This window comes from Micromonospora sp. NPDC048986 (assembly GCF_040649335.1).
GTDB lineage: Bacteria > Actinomycetota > Actinomycetes > Mycobacteriales > Micromonosporaceae > Micromonospora > Micromonospora alfalfae.
Window position 1 is genome coordinate 46,652 of sequence record NZ_JBEZFJ010000011.1, and the last position, 15,640, is coordinate 62,291.

Annotated in this window: 15 protein-coding genes; 6 read left to right on the forward strand and 9 right to left on the reverse strand. The window is 70.2% G+C overall.

Annotation, left to right across the window (positions count from 1 at the left end; translation table 11 throughout):
- Positions 1-85 precede the first annotated feature (85 nt).
- From AB0B94_RS22215 to AB0B94_RS22225, 3 genes are read right to left on the reverse strand one after another with little or no spacing between them, the layout of a single operon-like run.
- On the reverse strand, positions 86-787 hold the full coding sequence (locus AB0B94_RS22215; protein WP_357283123.1) for an NAD(P)-binding domain-containing protein: 702 nt from the start codon (positions 785-787) through the stop codon (positions 86-88).
- 28 nt (positions 788-815) lie between these two features.
- Complete coding sequence (locus AB0B94_RS22220) at positions 816-1,844, reverse strand: LLM class flavin-dependent oxidoreductase (protein ID WP_355421463.1); 1,029 nt, start codon at positions 1,842-1,844, stop codon at positions 816-818.
- Positions 1,837-2,886, reverse strand: a complete 1,050-nt coding sequence (locus AB0B94_RS22225) for an LLM class flavin-dependent oxidoreductase (protein ID WP_357283126.1) — start codon at positions 2,884-2,886, stop codon at positions 1,837-1,839. The genes AB0B94_RS22220 and AB0B94_RS22225 overlap by 8 nt, the downstream gene beginning before the upstream one ends.
- A gap of 108 nt (positions 2,887-2,994) precedes the next feature.
- Between AB0B94_RS22225 and AB0B94_RS22230 the strand changes: the two genes are divergently transcribed.
- The 4 genes from AB0B94_RS22230 (at position 2,995) to AB0B94_RS22245 (ending at position 7,450) form a co-directional block, all read left to right on the forward strand.
- A complete protein-coding gene (locus AB0B94_RS22230; protein ID WP_357283129.1) occupies positions 2,995-3,486 on the forward strand; it encodes a MarR family transcriptional regulator in 492 nt (163 codons plus the stop codon).
- Between the two features lie 249 nt (positions 3,487-3,735).
- On the forward strand, positions 3,736-5,604 hold the full coding sequence (locus tag AB0B94_RS22235) for an ABC transporter ATP-binding protein (protein ID WP_357283703.1): 1,869 nt from the start codon (positions 3,736-3,738) through the stop codon (positions 5,602-5,604).
- A 53-nt stretch (positions 5,605-5,657) separates the two neighbouring features.
- Positions 5,658-6,791, forward strand: a complete 1,134-nt coding sequence (locus tag AB0B94_RS22240) for a sensor histidine kinase (RefSeq protein ID WP_357283137.1) — start codon at positions 5,658-5,660, stop codon at positions 6,789-6,791.
- Positions 6,788-7,450: a response regulator transcription factor gene (locus AB0B94_RS22245; protein ID WP_357283140.1), complete on the forward strand. Its 663-nt coding sequence runs from the start codon at positions 6,788-6,790 to the stop codon at positions 7,448-7,450. Before AB0B94_RS22240 ends, AB0B94_RS22245 begins: the two co-directional genes overlap by 4 nt.
- Positions 7,451-7,535: 85 nt before the next feature.
- Here AB0B94_RS22245 and AB0B94_RS22250 read toward each other — a convergent pair whose 3' ends face one another.
- The 3 genes from AB0B94_RS22250 to AB0B94_RS22260 all read right to left on the reverse strand — a co-directional run bounded on the left by AB0B94_RS22250 (position 7,536) and on the right by AB0B94_RS22260 (position 9,548).
- Entirely contained in the window at positions 7,536-7,970 is a 435-nt protein-coding gene (locus AB0B94_RS22250) for a DUF6223 family protein (protein ID WP_357283143.1), read from the reverse strand.
- A gap of 154 nt (positions 7,971-8,124) precedes the next feature.
- Positions 8,125-8,613, reverse strand: a complete 489-nt coding sequence (locus AB0B94_RS22255; protein WP_357283147.1) for a nitroreductase/quinone reductase family protein — start codon at positions 8,611-8,613, stop codon at positions 8,125-8,127.
- Positions 8,614-8,792: 179 nt separating this feature from the next.
- A complete protein-coding gene (locus tag AB0B94_RS22260; protein WP_357283149.1) occupies positions 8,793-9,548 on the reverse strand; it encodes a hypothetical protein in 756 nt (251 codons plus the stop codon).
- 350 nt (positions 9,549-9,898) lie between these two features.
- Between AB0B94_RS22260 and argS the strand changes: the two genes are divergently transcribed.
- The gene (gene argS, locus AB0B94_RS22265; RefSeq protein ID WP_357283152.1) at positions 9,899-11,617 is read left to right on the forward strand and encodes an arginine--tRNA ligase; all 1,719 of its coding nucleotides are present in this window, start codon (positions 9,899-9,901) and stop codon (positions 11,615-11,617) included.
- 21 nt (positions 11,618-11,638) lie between these two features.
- Here argS and AB0B94_RS22270 read toward each other — a convergent pair whose 3' ends face one another.
- The 3 genes from AB0B94_RS22270 to AB0B94_RS22280 form a co-directional block, all read right to left on the reverse strand.
- The gene (locus AB0B94_RS22270; protein ID WP_112585316.1) at positions 11,639-11,980 is read right to left on the reverse strand and encodes a metalloregulator ArsR/SmtB family transcription factor; all 342 of its coding nucleotides are present in this window, start codon (positions 11,978-11,980) and stop codon (positions 11,639-11,641) included.
- A gap of 199 nt (positions 11,981-12,179) precedes the next feature.
- A complete protein-coding gene (locus AB0B94_RS22275; RefSeq protein WP_357283154.1) occupies positions 12,180-13,373 on the reverse strand; it encodes an endo-1,4-beta-xylanase in 1,194 nt (397 codons plus the stop codon).
- Between the two features lie 340 nt (positions 13,374-13,713).
- Positions 13,714-14,544 (reverse strand): PIG-L family deacetylase, encoded by an 831-nt coding sequence (locus tag AB0B94_RS22280; RefSeq protein WP_357283157.1) that lies wholly within the window; start codon positions 14,542-14,544, stop codon positions 13,714-13,716.
- Positions 14,545-14,731: 187 nt separating this feature from the next.
- On the opposite strand from AB0B94_RS22280, the gene AB0B94_RS22285 reads away from it, so the two are divergent.
- A complete protein-coding gene (locus AB0B94_RS22285) occupies positions 14,732-15,637 on the forward strand; it encodes an alpha/beta hydrolase (RefSeq protein WP_357283161.1) in 906 nt (301 codons plus the stop codon).
- Positions 15,638-15,640 lie beyond the last annotated feature (3 nt).

Sequence of the window (15,640 nt, forward strand, 5' to 3'; positions counted from 1 at the left end):
GCGATGACGATGATCGGGTCGGAGGGCGGGTTACCGGATCCCGGCGACCCGATCATCTCTGACCCTGAGCGGACGCGCACGACGTCTACGACGCCGTGCGGGCGGCGGTGATGGTCCGCCCCCGCTCCGACTCCGGGAAGCGGTCGAGCATGGCGCGTACCTCGTCGGCGCTCACGTTCGCGCCGAACAACTCGCTGCCCGGTTCGAGTCGTACCCCCTCGGCCAGCGGTCCGGCGACGACCGGATCGAAGCCGAGCGCATCCACCAGGGCCGCGACCTCGGTGAGGTCGGCGCTGTCGTCACCGGCGATCGCGATGGCCTTGCGGCCGCTCGTCCCGGCCGGCCGGGCCTCGTCCTCCAGGTCGTGATAGCCCATGTGGTTGAACGCCTTCACGACGCGTGAGCCGGACAGGAACGCCTGGACGGTCTCGCTCGACGAGGTACGCGGGTTGGTGAGGTCGTCGCGGATGCCGTCGATCTCCCACCAGTAGTTCATGGCATCGACGACGAGCTTGCCGCGCAACGCCTCGACGGGAACGCCGCGGTACTTGCTCAGGGGCAGGGCGAGGACGACGACGTCGGCGTCGGCTGCCGCGTCGACAGCCGTGGTGGCCTCCGCCCCCGGGGCGAGGACCTCGACGGTGAGGGCGATCTTCGCCGGGTCGCCGGAGCCGGCCACCCGTACCCGGTAGCCGGCGGCGACGGCGAGCCGGGCGAGCACCGTGCCCACCTTGCCGGCCCCGAGGATGCCGATGGTCGCCGGCCGGCTCCGGTCGTTGTCGAACATGGTCGTCCTTTCGCGTGGGCAGTGCTGATCAGGCCAGCAATTCGCGGACCATGGGGATCACCTTCGAGCCGTAGAGTTCCACGGCGCGCATCCGGGCGCTGGCCGGTTGCGCTCCGGCCGAGTAGATGAGGTCGAACCGTCCGACGCCGAGACTGCGGATCGCACGGGCCATCCGGCGGGCCACCGTCTCCGGTGAACCGATGTAGAGGGAGCCGTTCTCCACCTCGGAGTCGAACTCCTGACGGCGGATCGGCGGCCAGCCCCGCAGTTTGCCGATCCGGTCCCGCATGATCCGGTAGTGCGGCCAGTAGATCTCCTTGGCCTGCTCGTCGGTGTCGGCGATGAAGCCCGGCGAGTGCATGCCGACCGGGTGCGCGGTCGTGCCGAGCTGATCGGCCGCCCGGCGGTACAGGTCGATGTAGGGCGCGAAGCGCTCGGGGGCGCCGCCGATGATGGCCAGCATGAGCGGCAGCCCGTACTGGGCGGTGCGGACGACCGACTGCGGTGAGCCACCCACACCGACCCAGGTGTCCAGGTGACCCGATTCGGTCTTCGGGAACACGTCGGCGTTCTCCAGCGGGGCACGCAGGGTGCCGCTCCAGGTGACCGGCTTCTCGTCCAGCAACTTGACGAACAGTTCGATCTTCTCCTCGAACAGCGTGTCGTAGTCGCGCAGGTCGTAACCGAAGAGCGGGAAGGACTCGGTGAACGAGCCGCGACCGAGGATGACCTCGGCTCTGCCGTTCGACAGTGCGTCCACTGTGGCGAAGCGCTGGAAGACCCGTACCGGGTCGTCCGAACTCAGCACTGTCACGCCGGAGGCCAACCGGATCCGTGAGGTACGGGTGGCGATCCCGGCCAGCACCGTCTCCGGCGTGGAGACCGAGTACTCCGGCCGGTGGTGCTCGCCCAGGGCGATGACGTCGACCCCGAGTTGGTCGGCGAGCACCGCCTCGTCGACGACCTGCCGGATCGCCGCCGCGTGGGAGACGAGCTTGCCGGCGTCGTCCTCCGGTACGTCGCCGAACGTGTCCAGGCCGAACAGCAGATCAGACATGGTTGGGCTCCTTAGCCAAAAGCTCCCGGACCCGCGGCGCGACCTCACTGCCCAGCAGTTGGATGGTGCGCGCGCGTGCCTCGCGGGGCAGGTGCATGATGTCGTACTTCAGGTCGAAGCGGCTCAGCCGCAGGTCGCGAGCGACAGTGGCGATCTTCTGCGCCACCGTCTCGGGTGAACCGACGAAGAGCGCCCCGTTGTCGATTTCGGCCTCGTAGCGCGCGCGGTCCGGTTTGTAGAAGCCGCGTTCGGCGGCCAGGGCCGCCACGACCGGCTGCCAGTATCGCCACCACGTCTCCACCGCCTCCTCGTCGGTGTCTGCGACAAGGCCGAGTGAGTGCTGCCCGATTGGCTGCAGGGTATGCCCGAATTGTTCGAGCGCCCTGGTGTAGAGGTCGACGTGGCCGGCGAAGCGCTGGGGGCGCCCGCCGATGATCGCGAGCATGAGCGGACGTCCGTGCCGGGCGGCGCGGATCACCGAATTCGGGCTTCCCCCGACACCGATCCAGGTCGGGATGCCGCCCGGCTGCATCCGTGGGTGCAGCCGCTGGGCGGTCAGCGGGCTTCGTACCGTGCCGGACCAGGTGACCGGTTCGTCCTGCTGGAGTTGCAGGAAGAGGTCCAGCTTCTCCTCGAACAACCGCTCGTAGTCGGCCAGGTCGTAACCGAACAGTGGAAACGACTCGGTAGCTGATGCGCGCCCGAGGACAATCTGGGCGCGGCCGCCGGAGACGGCGTCGAGGGTGGAGAACTCGTGGTAGAGCCGTACCGGGTCGTTGGTGCTGAGCACTGTGACCGAGGTGCCGAGGCGAATTCGCTCGGTCGCCGTCGCGGCCGCGGCCAGCAGCACCGGTGTGGCGGAGTCGTTGTGGCCCTCGCGGTAGTGCTCACCGACGCTGAACACGTCGAGTCCGGCCGACTCGGCGAGCCGTGCCTCGTCCACCAGTAGCCGTACGGTCTCGGCGTCGCTCAGGATCCGGTCGCCGTCGGTGGCCACCTCCCCGAACGAGTTGAGCCCCAGCTCGAAGTCCGCAGCTGCCATCGTCTCCTCCTCGTGCAATCCGCCGGCGACCCACGGGAGCGGACCTACCGGTTGACGTGTCAATGATGCTAACTTGGTGGTTGACACGTCAATTCCCGGGAGAGTGAGATGACGGAGGCCACACCTGGCCGGCGGGGCGGACGCCAACTCCCGACCGCCGACGAGCTACGAATCTGGCGGAACTTCATCGAGACGACGGCAGCCCTCGGCTCCCGGCTCGAGTCCCGCCTGCAGGGCGACTCCTCGCTCTCGACCGGGGACTACTCGGTGCTCCTCGCCCTCAGCGAGGCGGAGGGCGGGGCGATGCGGTCGTCCGAGCTCGCCTCGCACATCGGGTGGGAGCGGAGCCGGCTCTCCCACCACCTCGGGCGGATGGAACGGCGCGGCCTCATCCGCCGCCAGGAGTGCGCCACAGTTCCCCGCGGAGCGGAGGTGCTGCTCACGACGACCGGCGCCGAGGCGTTCAGGGGAGCCACCTTTCCCCACCTGCGCGCCATCCGGGAGCTCTTCGTCGACGCCCTCACGCCGGAGCAGGTCGTCGCGGCGGGCGAGATCGCCACGGCGCTGAAAGCGCGACTCGACGCTCTGCGCACGCGGTGACGCACCGGGGTGCCTTCCCGGTGATATCGCATCCATAACGGCGAGTGTTCAGGCAATTGCCGAGAGCTATGTTCGGGTGGTCCAATCCTCCAGAAAGCCGCCACCCCGCCAGCCCGGCCGGACATGGCGACGGCTGCGCCGCCCGGAGGTACGTCGATGAGCGAGACCGCCACCGCAGAGGCCCGCCGCGTTCGACCTGGCCGACCCGGCCCCGGGCGTACGGAGTCGGTGCTGCCGGAGCTGCGGGAGATGTGGTGGGAGACGGGGGTGCGGGCGCGCGCGGAGGCTGGCGTCTTCGCCGTCTTCGCGGAGCTGCCCAGGCTCGTCTGGACAGCCATCGGTATCAGTTGGCGCGCGGACCGGCTCCGTACCGGTGTGGTGGCGGTGGCCACCGTCGGCGCGGGGGTGATGGCCGCCTTCGGCCTGTTGGCCACGCAGCGGGTGTTGGTGGAACTGTTCGCCGGCGGACCGACCGCGGACAAGGTGCGGGCGGCGCTGCCCGCGCTGGCCGTGCTGGCGGCGACGGTCGCGCTCCGCGCCGGAATGGGCATCGCCACCGGGTACGCGCAGAACGGCTTGACGCCACGGGTGAGCCGTGAGGTGGAGCGGGGCCTGTTCGAGGTGTCCACAGCGGTCCGGTTGGAGGCGTTCGACGCCGACGCGTTCGCCGATGACATGGAACGCGCCTCGCGGGGCACCGAGTCGACGATCGGGCTGGTACAGGCGTCGATGAACCTGCTCGCCGGGCTGGCCGGGCTGCTCGCCGTGGCGGCCGCCGTCATCGTCATCCATCCGCTGCTGCTGCTGGCGCTGCTGGTCGCCACGGTGCCCAACGCGTGGGCGTCGCTGCGGGCCGGGCATCTGCGCTACCAGACGTACACCGCCGGATCGGTGCGCCGACGTCGGCTGTGGCTGCTGCACAAGTTGATGGCCGAACGTGCCTCGGCCCCGGAGCTGCGCTCCTACGGGCTGCGCCGTTTCCTGCTCGACCAGTACGACCGGGTGATGCAGGTGGAGACCGACATCCAGCTCGCCCTCGCCCGACGGGTCACCACGACCACCACTGTCGGCGCCATCGTCGGGGGCCTCGCGACCGGCACCGTCTACGCCCTGCTCGGAATGCTGCTCCTGGACGGGCAGATCCCGCTCGCCGCCGCCGCGACCTGCGTCATAGCGGTGCAGTCCGCGCAACGGTCCCTGGCCATCGCCACCTTCCAGGTCGACCACGTCTACACCGAGGGGCAGCACTTCGGCGACTACACCGGTTTCATGACCCGTGCCGACGCCTACCTACCGACCGGCACCGGGCCCGTTGCCGCTGCCGATCCGGATCGGCTGCGGGAGTTGACGGTCGACGAGGTCAGCCTGCGCTACCCCGATCGGGACGACACCGCCGTCGATGGCGTCACGTTGACGATCACCGCCGGGCAGACTGTCGCGTTCGTCGGGGAGAACGGCTCGGGCAAGACGACACTCGCCGCGATGATCGCCGGCCTCCGCGCCCCCACCGAAGGCAGCATCGAGTGGAACGGCCGACCGTTGTCGGACTGGAACGTCGACGGGCTGCGTGCCCGGATCGCCGTGGTGACGCAGGAATACCACAAGTGGCCGTTCACCGCGGCCACCAACATCGCCATCGGGGACGTCGACAGTGAGGCCCGGCAGGATCGCATCGAGGCCGCCGCCGGCCGCGCGGTCGCCCACGACATGATCAACGAGCTTCCGCACGGGTACGAGACACTGCTCGACCGGACCTTCGCGCGCGGCCAGGACCTCTCCGGTGGGCAGTGGCAGCGCATCACCGCGGCTCGCGGGTTCCTGCGCGACGCCGAACTGCTGATCATGGATGAGCCGTCCTCCGCGCTCGACCCCCGGGCCGAGGACGCCCTGTTCCAGACCATTCGGGACCGCAGAGGTCGGGCCACCACGATCCTCATCACGCACCGGCTCGCCAACGTCCGGCACGCCGACCGGATCTTCGTCCTGCACCACGGCCGGCTGGTCGAGGCCGGCACACACGCCGACCTGGTAGCCACCGGCGGTCGGTACGCCGAACTGTTCGCCCTCCAGGCTGCCGGTTACGACGCGAACCTGGCCGAGGGCGACCGGCACCCCTGAACCGTCCGGTCGGACCTTCTTCCGCTGGATCGCGGGAGGCTAGGCTTCGGCCCATGTCAGGGTGGCGGGGCCGGACGGCGGACGTGGCCCTGGTGCCCGCCGTGGGTCTGGTCGCCGTCACGGGCTTGGTGGTGCAGGCGCGCGGCATCGACACCGCCGCCGAATGGGCGGCGCTGCTGGCGGTGCTGCTCTCCACCGGCGCGCTGTACGTGCGGCGGCGTCACCCGGTGCCGGTGGGCGTCGTGGCGCTGGCCGCCATCGGCGCGTACGGGGCGTTGCTGCACCGGCCTGGTCCGATCATGGTGGTGTTCGTCGTGGCGCTCTACACAGTCGTCGACGAGGGACACCTCGCGGTCGCCATCGGGCTCGGTCTCGCCTCGGTGATCGCCTTCGCCGTTGCGGACAGCTACAACCGGTCCCCGAACACCATGAACGGGGCGACGCTGCTGCACGCCGGCTGGCTCGTCGCGGTCATCGTCGGCGTGACCCGCAATCGCCGCGCCTACCTCGCCGAGGCACAGGCCCGAGCGGTCGTCGCCGAGCAGCGGATGGAGGAGGAGGCCCGGCGACGGGCCACCGAGGAGCGGCTGCGCATCGCCCGCGAGTTGCACGACGTGCTCGGCCACCACCTGTCGTTGATCAACGTGCAGGCCAGCGCCGCGTTGCACAGACCCGACCCGGTGCGGTCCGAGCAGGCGCTCAGCGCGATCAAACAGACCAGCAAGGAGACGTTGAGCGAACTGCGCGCGACGCTGGGCGCGCTGCGGCAGGCCCCGGCGGTGATGCCCGCACCCGGTCTGCACCGCCTCGGTGATCTGATCAGGACGGCCGCTCGGCCGGAGTTGGAGATCCGCGCCGAACTGGCCGAGACGCGGTCGCTGCCGCCGGAGGTCGACCTGGCGGTGTATCGGATCGTCCAGGAGGCGCTCACCAACGTGGCGCGTCACGCGCGGGCCAGCACCGCTGTGGTCCGGGTCCGGCCCGATCGCGACGACGTGCTCGTGGAGATCGAGGACGACGGCACCGGCCAGCCGGGTTCGCCGGGCAGCGGGATCCTCGGAATGCGGGAGCGGGTGCAGGCCCTCGGCGGTTCGCTGACGACTGGCGCGCAGCCGGACGGGGGCTTTCGGGTCCGCGCCCGTCTGCCGATGCGACAGGACCCGGCGCCGGTGGGGGAGCAGAGGTGATCCGGCTGCTGATCGTCGACGACCAGACCCTGGTACGCGCCGGCTTCCGGTCCATTCTCGACGGTGAGGACGGTTTCGAGGTGGTCGGCGAGGCTGCCGACGGGTTCGAGGCGGTGCGGCTGGCCCGGCAACTGCGACCGGACGTCGTCCTCATGGACATCCGGATGCCCGGGCTCGACGGCCTGGCCGCCACTGGTGAGATCGTCGCGCACTCCGATGCCCGCGTCATCATTCTGACCACGTTCGACCTGGACGATTACGTCTATGACGCGCTGCGGGCCGGGGCCAGCGGCTTCCTGGTCAAGGACACCGAGCCGGCGGAGTTGATCCACGGGGTGCGGGTGGTGGCCCGGGGCGACGCGCTGATCGCGCCGTCGATCACCCGACGGTTGATCGCCGAGTTCGCGGCCCGGGCCAGGCATCCCGACCCCGGGCCACGACTGGGTGTGCTCACCGAGCGGGAGCGTGAGGTGCTGACGCTGGTCGCCGCCGGCCTCTCCAACGACGAGATCGCCGCGCGGTTGGTGCTGAGCCCGGCGACCGCCAAGACACATGTCAGCCGGATCATGACCAAGGCCCATGCCCGGGACCGAGCCCAGTTGGTGATCCTCGCCTACGAGTCCGGTCTGACCGTGCCTGGTTGGCTCGCTCGCTCCTGACCACTGCCGCCGGGGCGTCCGCGACGACCACCAGCGGGGCAGCCTCCGGGCGGCACGGGATCAGCCAGGCCCGATCCGGTCAGCGTCAGCCCGCCAGGCGGCCGTTGCGGCGCGCGCGAAGCAGGGCCAGCCCACCGAGCACCACGCCGGCCAGCCCGACCACAAGCGCCAGGTAGGCCCCGCCCCGCCCGTTGCCCGTGCCGATGCCACTGTCCGAGGTGGCCACCACCAGCCCGCCGAGCGCCATGCCGATCAGCCCCGTCGCCAGGGCCAGGACGCCGCCGAAACTTCCCGAGCCGGTACCGAGGCGACTGGCGGGGCGGGCCAGGGCCAGTCCTCCGATGACCGTGCCGACCAGCCCCAGCAGGGCGGCCACACTGGCACCGACACGCCCGGCACTCATGGAGAGAGCAGTTGCGGCGCTCGGCTGGGCGGAGAGGTGCGTGGCTGCCGGTGCGGCCAGCTCGATCACTGCGAGCGGAGCGGTTGCGGCGGTGGCGAGCAGGTGACGGACGGACATCGTGGATCCCCTCGGTCGCGTGACGGGTACGGGAGGCAGCCTAGGAAGCAAACCCCTGCTGAGTCGTCATGCCGGAGTTGCCGAGGGGCCTACCACCCGGGATGTACGCGCTCGGGACGTCGTACCGCCGCAGTTGTCGCTACCGGCCAGCGCATCACGGCGTTGGGGAGTCGCCCTCCGGTCTGGGCTCCAGCACCACCACTGTGGTTTCCGACGATCGCCGCGCCGCGTGGGCGTCGAAGTTCTTGTCGGCCTCGCGCCAACGTGGCCACAGTCGGGTCCGCTCGTCGGCGGTGGCGGCACGGGCGCGGACCAGCCGCCGCCCGTCGGCCAGTTCGACTGACGCGTCCGGGCGGGCCTGCAGGTTGAGCCACCAGGCGGGGGCGCCCTCGCCCCACCCGTTCATCGCCACCCCGACCAGGTTCGGGCCGTCCTCGAAGTAGGCGATGATGACGCTGCGCCGCTGGCCGGTGCGGCGGCCGACAGTGGTCAGCCGCAACGTGCCCCACCGGTGCTCGCGCGGTCGCCACAAGCCGACCCGGCTGCCGGTGACCCGGTACAGGCCCCGGTGCACCGACCAGGCCAGCCGGATGAACCACCGCGGCGGAAGCCACGGTGCCTTCGTTGCCTGACCGTCCGACATGACGACCTCCTCCACCGACCGACGTTGACGGCCCGACTGGCTGCCGCCGCGGTCGGCGGCCCCCACTGTGGACCGTGATCCTCAAGTCTTCCGGCGGGAGCGCGACTCGCGTCCGGGTGTCCATGATTCGACCGAGGATCGAACCGATCGGTGGAAGCCCCGCTTCGGTGGCGGGCGGGTCACCCCTGCCAGGCGTCGATGGCGCGGACGCCGTCGCGGACGACCCGGTCCAGGATGGCCGGGTTGCCGCCGGTGCCCTCCCACCCCTGGTCGTCGAAGACCGTCACCGCGCTGTCGACCCGGGCCACGGCGATCTGGCTGGACGCGGTGCCGCCGGTGCGTTCGCCGTTCAGGCTCGTCTCGGGCCAGGTACGGGTCAGCAGCAACGCCTCGTCGCCGACCCCGGGCAGCGCCTGACTCTTGACGGTGACGCGGTTTCCGGACTGGTCGTACGACGGGCACGCCTGCACAGCGGTGCGCAGCCGGCCCAGGTAACCCGAGCCGCCGTCGCCGTCGAAGGTGAAGATCGTCTGGTGGATCATCCCCTGCGGCACGTTGCTGGAGGGCTCGCCGGCCTTCTGATAGGTGACTGTCATCGCGGCGCTCGCGGTGACCTGCCGGCCGCCGGTGCCGAACTCGTTGCCGCACAGCTTCGGCAGGGCCTGCTCGACCGGCGTCGTCCGTCGCGGAGACTTCCGCAGCTCGGCGGGCAACTCGACGAAAGCCGAGGTCGGGATGGTCACCGGGGTGCTCGCGCTCGGCGTTGGTGGCTCTGTCGGGGGCGCTGACGCCGTCGCGGTCGCCGGTGCGGTGGTCGCCGGGGCAGAGCCGGGCGGATCCTCGGTGGCGGTGCAGGCGGCGGCCAGCGCGACGGCGCCGAGCAGCGCGAGCGCGCGTCGCGTACGGGCCATCGGCAGTGGTGTGTATCGGCTCATCATCACCCCTCGCGTTGTCCCGAGGCAGTTCCCTGCGCCGAGTCGACCGAAACGACCAACCGACGCCTCGGGCGTCGCCGGAGCACGAAAATTCCTCTGCCGTCGCGTCGTCCGGGCCACTAGGCTGCCCGCATGACCAGTGTGATCGCCCAGTGCACCACCGGACCGTCGTGTGACGTCCAGGTCGGTGCGGGGCGACGCCGGCGATCCGTCGCCCGCCCGCGCTGACCTGTTTCCTGCGACCGGCGGATCGAGCCGCCGGTCGTTCGTTGGTCGTCCTCGGTCCGCCCGTGTCTCCCCCCGTCAACGGCTCGCGTCACAGCGCGGGTCCGAGCGAGATCGGCGTACTCATGGATCTTGAAAAGTTGTTGTCCGACCGGCTGGCACCGGCGTTCGCGGCGGTGGCCGGCGGCCCGGTCGACCCGCTCGTGCGGCGGTCTGCGCGTGCGGACTTCCAATCCGACGCGGCGCTGGCGCTGGCCCGGCGGCTCGGCCGCCCGCCGCGGGACATCGCCGCGGCGGTGCTGGCGCACGCCGTGCTCGACGATGTCGGCGTGTCGGCGGCGGTCTCCGGGCCGGGCTTTCTCAACCTGACCGTCACCGACCGGGCCCTGGCCGACCTGGTCGCCGGGCTGGCCGGTGACGCCCGGCTCGGCGTGCCGCCGACGGCGACGCCGCAGACGGTGGTGGTCGACTACTCGGCGCCCAATGTGGCAAAGGAAATGCACGTCGGGCACCTCCGCTCCACAGTCATCGGTGATGCGGCGGTGCGGCTGCTGGACTGGCTCGGGCACCGGGTGGTGCGGGTCAACCACCTGGGTGACTGGGGGACACCGTTCGGCATGCTGATCGAGCACCTGATCGACCTGGGCGAGGCCGAAGCCGCGCAGAACCTGTCGATGGGGGACCTGGACGGCTTCTACCGGGCGGCCCGGGTGAAGTTCGACGCCGACGAGGCGTTCCAGGAACGGTCGCGGCTGCGGGTGGTCGCGTTGCAGGGCGGTGACGAGCGGACCCGCCGGTTGTGGCAGCTGCTGGTGACCCAGTCCGAGCGGTACTTCCTGACCGTGTACGACCTGCTCGACGTGACCTTGTCCGGGGCCGACTTTCGGGGCGAGAGTGCCTACAACGACCTGCTCGCGGGCGTCGTCGAGGACCTGGACCGGCTGGGGCTGCTGCTGCCCAGCGGTGGGGCCGAGTGCGTCTTCCCGCCCGGGTTCACCGGCCGCGACAGCGAGCCGTTGCCGCTGATCGTGCGCAAGAGCGACGGCGGGTACGGGTATCCGGCCACCGACCTGGCCGCGTTGCGACAGCGCGTCGGCGGGCTGGGCGCGACCCGGCTGCTGTACGTCGTCGGCCTACCGCAGCGGCAGCACTTCGCGATGGTGTTCGCCGTCGCCGAGGCGGCCGGTTGGCTCTGCCCCCCGGCGCGGGCCGAGCACCTCGGCTTCGGGTCCATCCTCGGCGCCGACGGGCGGATGCTGCGCAGCCGGAGCGGTGAGTCGGTGAAGCTGGTCGGGCTGTTGGAGGAGGCTGTCGCCCGCGCCACCGATCTGGCCCGGAGCAGGAACCCGGATCTGGACGCCGGGACCGCCGAGGAGATCGGCCGCGCGGTGGGCATCGGCGCCATCAAGTACGCCGACCTGTCCGTCGACCGGGCCAAGGACTACGTGCTGGACTGGGAGCGGATGTTGGCGCTGGACGGCAACACGGCGCCCTACCTTCAGTACGCGTACGCTCGGATCCGGTCCGTGCTGCGCCGGGCCGGGACCGCCGGGCGCCCGGACGCGCCAATCGTGGTGGCGCAGCCGGCGGAACGGGCGCTCGCGGTCGAGCTGCTCGGCTTCGCCGCTGTGGTTGGCGAGCTGGAGCGGAGTCTCGAGTTTCATCAGCTCGCCGGTTACCTGCACCGACTCGCTACCGCGTTCAACGCGTTCTACGAGCGCTGCCCGGTGTTGCGTGCCACGGATGAGCTGCGGGAGAGCCGGCTGCTGCTGGCCGAGCTGACCGCCCGGACCCTGCGGCAGGGGCTGCACCTGCTGGGCATCCGCACGTTGGAGCGGATGTGACGAGCCGGCCTTCCGGCCCGGTCAGCGGGCCCTCTTCGTGGCCCGCTTCCGGGGCGGCGTCAGGAGGTCGGCGATCTGCGCGATCGCGGCGGGCACCAGGCGGTAGTACGCCCAGACCCCGCGCTTGTCGCGTTCGAGTAGGCCGGCCTCGGTGAGGATCCGAAGGTGGTGACTCACCGTCGGCTGGGAGAGATTGAGCGCCGCGGTGAGGTCACTCACTGACGCCTCACCTTCCGGCGCGGACTGGATCAGGCTGAGCAACCGGAGTCGCGCCGGATCGGCGAAGGCCTTCAGCACCCCCGCTAGCCGCTCGGCATCGGCCCGCTTGATGGGATCGCCGGTGAGCGGCGAGATCGCAGGCATGGCAGTTTTCGCAGTTCCCACGCCTGCCATAGTGACACCAACACCATCAATAAACCGGCAGATCCGGCACCAGCCCTCCGATGGCGTCCGGATGGCGCGACGGAAGCACCGAACGTGAGTCGAACCTCGACGTCCGTGGTGGCACACGGGCCGTGTGGAGCTTCGAGAAGCTCCACACGGCCCTACGGTGACCTGCGCGTCAGCGGCGGGGTTTGGGTGCGATGCGGGGCAGGACGTACGGCGGCCCCGCGAAGATCAGGTCGGACTTCAACTCCTGGTACGCGCGCTTGGGCTGGTAGTTCTCGTCGTAGATGGTCGCCAGGCCCTCCGGCGGGTCGTCGAACCAGCCCGGCACCCACGAATGGTTGTCACTGAAACCCCAGACCGTGTACGACAGGCAGCTCCGCACGGCGAGGCACGCCTTCATCAGCACACTGAAGTTGGCGGCCGACGCCTGTAGCCGGGGGTTGATCTCCTCCGAGTTGCCGGCCTGGACGCCCTCGGTCAGCTGGCTGCGGACGTCCACCTCGGTGAACGCGGTCGCGACGCCGAGCCCGCTGAACTTCTTCAGCGCGGCGGTCACCTGGAGGGTGTCGAAGTTGCCGTACTGGGTGCCCAGGTGGCCCTGGGAGCCGACGCCGTCGATCGGGACGCCCTGGGCGCGCAGGCTCTTGGTCATGTCGTACACGAACTGGGTCTTGTCGTCCGCAGGGTTGCCCGAGCCGAACGCCTCGATGTTGTAGTCGTTGTAGAACAGCAGCGCCTTGGGGTCGGCGGCCCGCGCCCAGCGGAACGCGTCGGCGATGTAGCCGGGCCCGAGGTTCTGCGCCCAGAAGCCCTTGTAGTGCAGGGTCGACGGGGTGTCCCACGGATCGCTGACCGCCTCGTTGACCACGTCCCACTGCCAGATCTTGCCCTTGTAGCGGTTCACGACTGTGGTGATGTGCTTGCGCAGCAGCTCGCGCAGCTCCTGCTTGCTGATGGAGCCGTCGGCGACGCCGCTGGTCAACCAGGCGGGCAGCTGGTTGTGCCAGACCAGCACGTGACCGCGCACGCTCTGCCGGTTGCGCTTGGCGAAGTCGACGAACTGGTCGGCCGGCCCCCAGTTGTAGCTGCCGCGGGTCGGCTCCAGGCTCTCCCACTTCATCACGTTCTCGGCGGTGACCGAGGCGAACTCGGAGGAGACCAGCTTGCGGTACTGCGGGTCGCTGGCGTCGTTGAGGGCATCCATGTTGACCGCGGTGCCGACGTGCAGGCCGTGGCGCAGGCCGAGGGTGCCGAGGCTCTGCGTGGTGGGGTCGTACTGTCGACTCGCTGTCGCCGGCACCGTGTTCAGCGTGGCGATGGTCGCGACGGCGACCAGGCCGACTGTCGACCACTGTCTCAACTTCATGTGCCTTCCCTTCCAGACGATCAATAGATAGATGTCAATCTAGGAGGTGAGGGTCCGGTATTGGTGGGGTGGAGACGCGAGCTGGTGGGGTGACGCCGGTAGTTCCGGCCGGAAACCGGAAACTCGCTCGAAACGTTAAGCCGATCTATGTCTGGGCGTCAACGCTGAAAACTTCCGGAAATTCATCACATGACCTGCGTACCGCCGAGCGGCTGGCGGTCGAAACTTCCGGACGCCGGCGATCGGCGACGGGTTCGCGTGATGAGGTCGACGCGGCGCACGCCACCAGGCACCGCCGACCCGGTGGCCGACGGTGCCTGGTGACGCTAGGAAAGAGTGATCAGCGCAGACCGGCGAAGAGGTCGTCCTCGGGGGTCGGCGCGCCCGTCCGGTCCCGGACCCGCACGAAGGTCTCCACGCCCATCAGCTCGGTGAACCGCTCCTGGCCCAGTTGCAGGAAGAAGATGTTCTCGGTCTGACTGGCGTGAGTGGCCAGCGCGTCGAACTTCTGCGCGCCGTACTTGCTCGTGTCGACCCAGGTGGTGATCTCGTCGTCGGGCAGGCCGAGCTGCGGCACCGGCTCCCCGGCCGCGTCCGGCTCGGCCCACTCGACGCCGAGCTCCTTCATGATCCGACCGAACTCCGCGAACGCCGTACGCGGCACCGTGGTCCAGTAGACCTTCGCCGGGACGTCCGTCTGCTCGACGGCGGCCATGGTGATCCGATGGGCCTGGATGTGGTCCGGGTGGCCGTAGAAACCGTTCTCGTCGTACGTGACGATCACGTCCGGCTGGTACTGCCGAATCAGCTCGGCGAGCCGGGCCGCCGCCTGCGCCACCGGCGTCGTCCAGAACGCGCCGGGCTGGTCGTTGGTCGGCCAGCCCATCATCCCGGAGTCGGCGTAGCCGAGGGTCTCCAGGTGGGTGACGTTCAACGTGGCGCAGCTGGCCTCCAGCTCGGCCTGGCGCATCGCCACCACAGCGGCCGGGTCGTGCCCCTCCTCGCCCGGCTTGACCCCACCCGGACCGTCCCCACATCGCCCGTCGGTGCAGGTCACAAGCACTGTGGTGACCCCCTCGGCGGCGTAGCGGGCAAGCACGCCGCCGGTGCTCGTCGCCTCGTCGTCGGGGTGGGCGTGCACCGCCATCAGGGTCAGAGGTCGCTCAGCCATGCCACCACCCTACGGTCATCCGGCTACGGCCCACGACCTGCACCGGGAACGTCCGCAGGAGCGGGATCCTAGCCAGCTCGGCAGCCGCTGGGCGGTCATTGTCCAAACGCTGATCAAGCCCCCGGCAGGTCGCTAGGTTCAGCCGTGATCGGCACATCCGAGCAGGTCCGGACGCGGGGGGAAGTCGATGGCAAGGACCGCTGGCGGGTTCACCGACCTGCGACAGGTCGAGGCCGGTGTGCTGAACGTCGGATACGTGGACGCCGGGCCGCCCGACGGGGACGCGGTGATCCTCCTGCACGGGTGGCCCTACGACATCCACAGCTTCGCCGACGTCGTGCCGCTGCTCACCGCCGCCGGTCACCGGGTCGTCGTGCCGTACCTGCGGGGCTACGGCACGACCCGGTTCCTCTCCGACGACACCATCCGAAACGGCGAACCGGCGGCCATGGGTCTCGACCTCATCGCCCTGATGGACGCCCTGCACATCGACACCGCGAAGCTCGCCGGGTTCGACTGGGGCGCGCGGACCGCCGATGTCGTCGCCGCGCTGTGGCCCGAACGCTGCCGAGGGCTGGTCTCGGTCAGCGGCTACCTGATCGACGGGCAGAAGTCGGGTACGGTCCCGTTGCCGCCGAAGGCAGAGTTCGCGTGGTGGTACCAGTACTACTTCGCCACCGAACGCGGTCGGGAAGGCTACGACAAGAACCGACGCGACTTCGCCAAGCTGATCTGGCACACCGCGTCGCCCCGATGGACGTTCGACGACGCGACGTTCGACCGCAGCGCGGCGGCGTTCGACAACCCCGACCACGTCGACATCGTCATCCACAACTACCGCTGGCGGTTGGCCCTCGCCGACGGCGAGCCGCAGTACGAGGAGATCGAGGAGCGCCTGGCCGCGAAGCCGAAGATCACGGTGCCCAGCATCTCCCTGGAGGGGGACGCCAATGGTGCGCCGCACCTGGAGCCCACCGTCTACGGTAAGCAGTTCGCCGGCCCGTACCAGCACCGGACCGTCGGGGGCGGTGTCGGGCACAACCTGCCGCAGGAGGCACCGCAGGCATTCGCGGACGCGGTGCTGGAGGTTTGAGTC

What these genes read in the sequence shown, in the direction of transcription:
- AB0B94_RS22215 (WP_357283123.1), bottom strand. Translation starts at nt 787, where the DNA reads ATGTTCGACAACGACCGGAGCCGGCCGGCGACCATCGGCATCCTCGGG.
- AB0B94_RS22260 (WP_357283149.1), bottom strand. Translation starts at nt 9,548, where the DNA reads ATGAGCCGATACACACCACTGCCGATGGCCCGTACGCGACGCGCGCTC.
- AB0B94_RS22280 (WP_357283157.1), bottom strand. Translation starts at nt 14,544, where the DNA reads ATGGCTGAGCGACCTCTGACCCTGATGGCGGTGCACGCCCACCCCGAC.
- AB0B94_RS22255 (WP_357283147.1), bottom strand. Translation starts at nt 8,613, where the DNA reads ATGTCGGACGGTCAGGCAACGAAGGCACCGTGGCTTCCGCCGCGGTGG.
- AB0B94_RS22235 (WP_357283703.1), top strand. Translation starts at nt 3,736, where the DNA reads ATGTGGTGGGAGACGGGGGTGCGGGCGCGCGCGGAGGCTGGCGTCTTC.
- AB0B94_RS22250 (WP_357283143.1), bottom strand. Translation starts at nt 7,970, where the DNA reads ATGTCCGTCCGTCACCTGCTCGCCACCGCCGCAACCGCTCCGCTCGCA.
- AB0B94_RS22275 (WP_357283154.1), bottom strand. Translation starts at nt 13,373, where the DNA reads ATGAAGTTGAGACAGTGGTCGACAGTCGGCCTGGTCGCCGTCGCGACC.
- AB0B94_RS22230 (WP_357283129.1), top strand. Translation starts at nt 2,995, where the DNA reads ATGACGGAGGCCACACCTGGCCGGCGGGGCGGACGCCAACTCCCGACC.
- argS (WP_357283152.1), top strand. Translation starts at nt 9,899, where the DNA reads ATGGATCTTGAAAAGTTGTTGTCCGACCGGCTGGCACCGGCGTTCGCG.
- AB0B94_RS22225 (WP_357283126.1), bottom strand. Translation starts at nt 2,886, where the DNA reads ATGGCAGCTGCGGACTTCGAGCTGGGGCTCAACTCGTTCGGGGAGGTG.
- AB0B94_RS22285 (WP_357283161.1), top strand. Translation starts at nt 14,732, where the DNA reads ATGGCAAGGACCGCTGGCGGGTTCACCGACCTGCGACAGGTCGAGGCC.
- AB0B94_RS22220 (WP_355421463.1), bottom strand. Translation starts at nt 1,844, where the DNA reads ATGTCTGATCTGCTGTTCGGCCTGGACACGTTCGGCGACGTACCGGAG.
- AB0B94_RS22240 (WP_357283137.1), top strand. Translation starts at nt 5,658, where the DNA reads ATGTCAGGGTGGCGGGGCCGGACGGCGGACGTGGCCCTGGTGCCCGCC.
- AB0B94_RS22270 (WP_112585316.1), bottom strand. Translation starts at nt 11,980, where the DNA reads ATGCCTGCGATCTCGCCGCTCACCGGCGATCCCATCAAGCGGGCCGAT.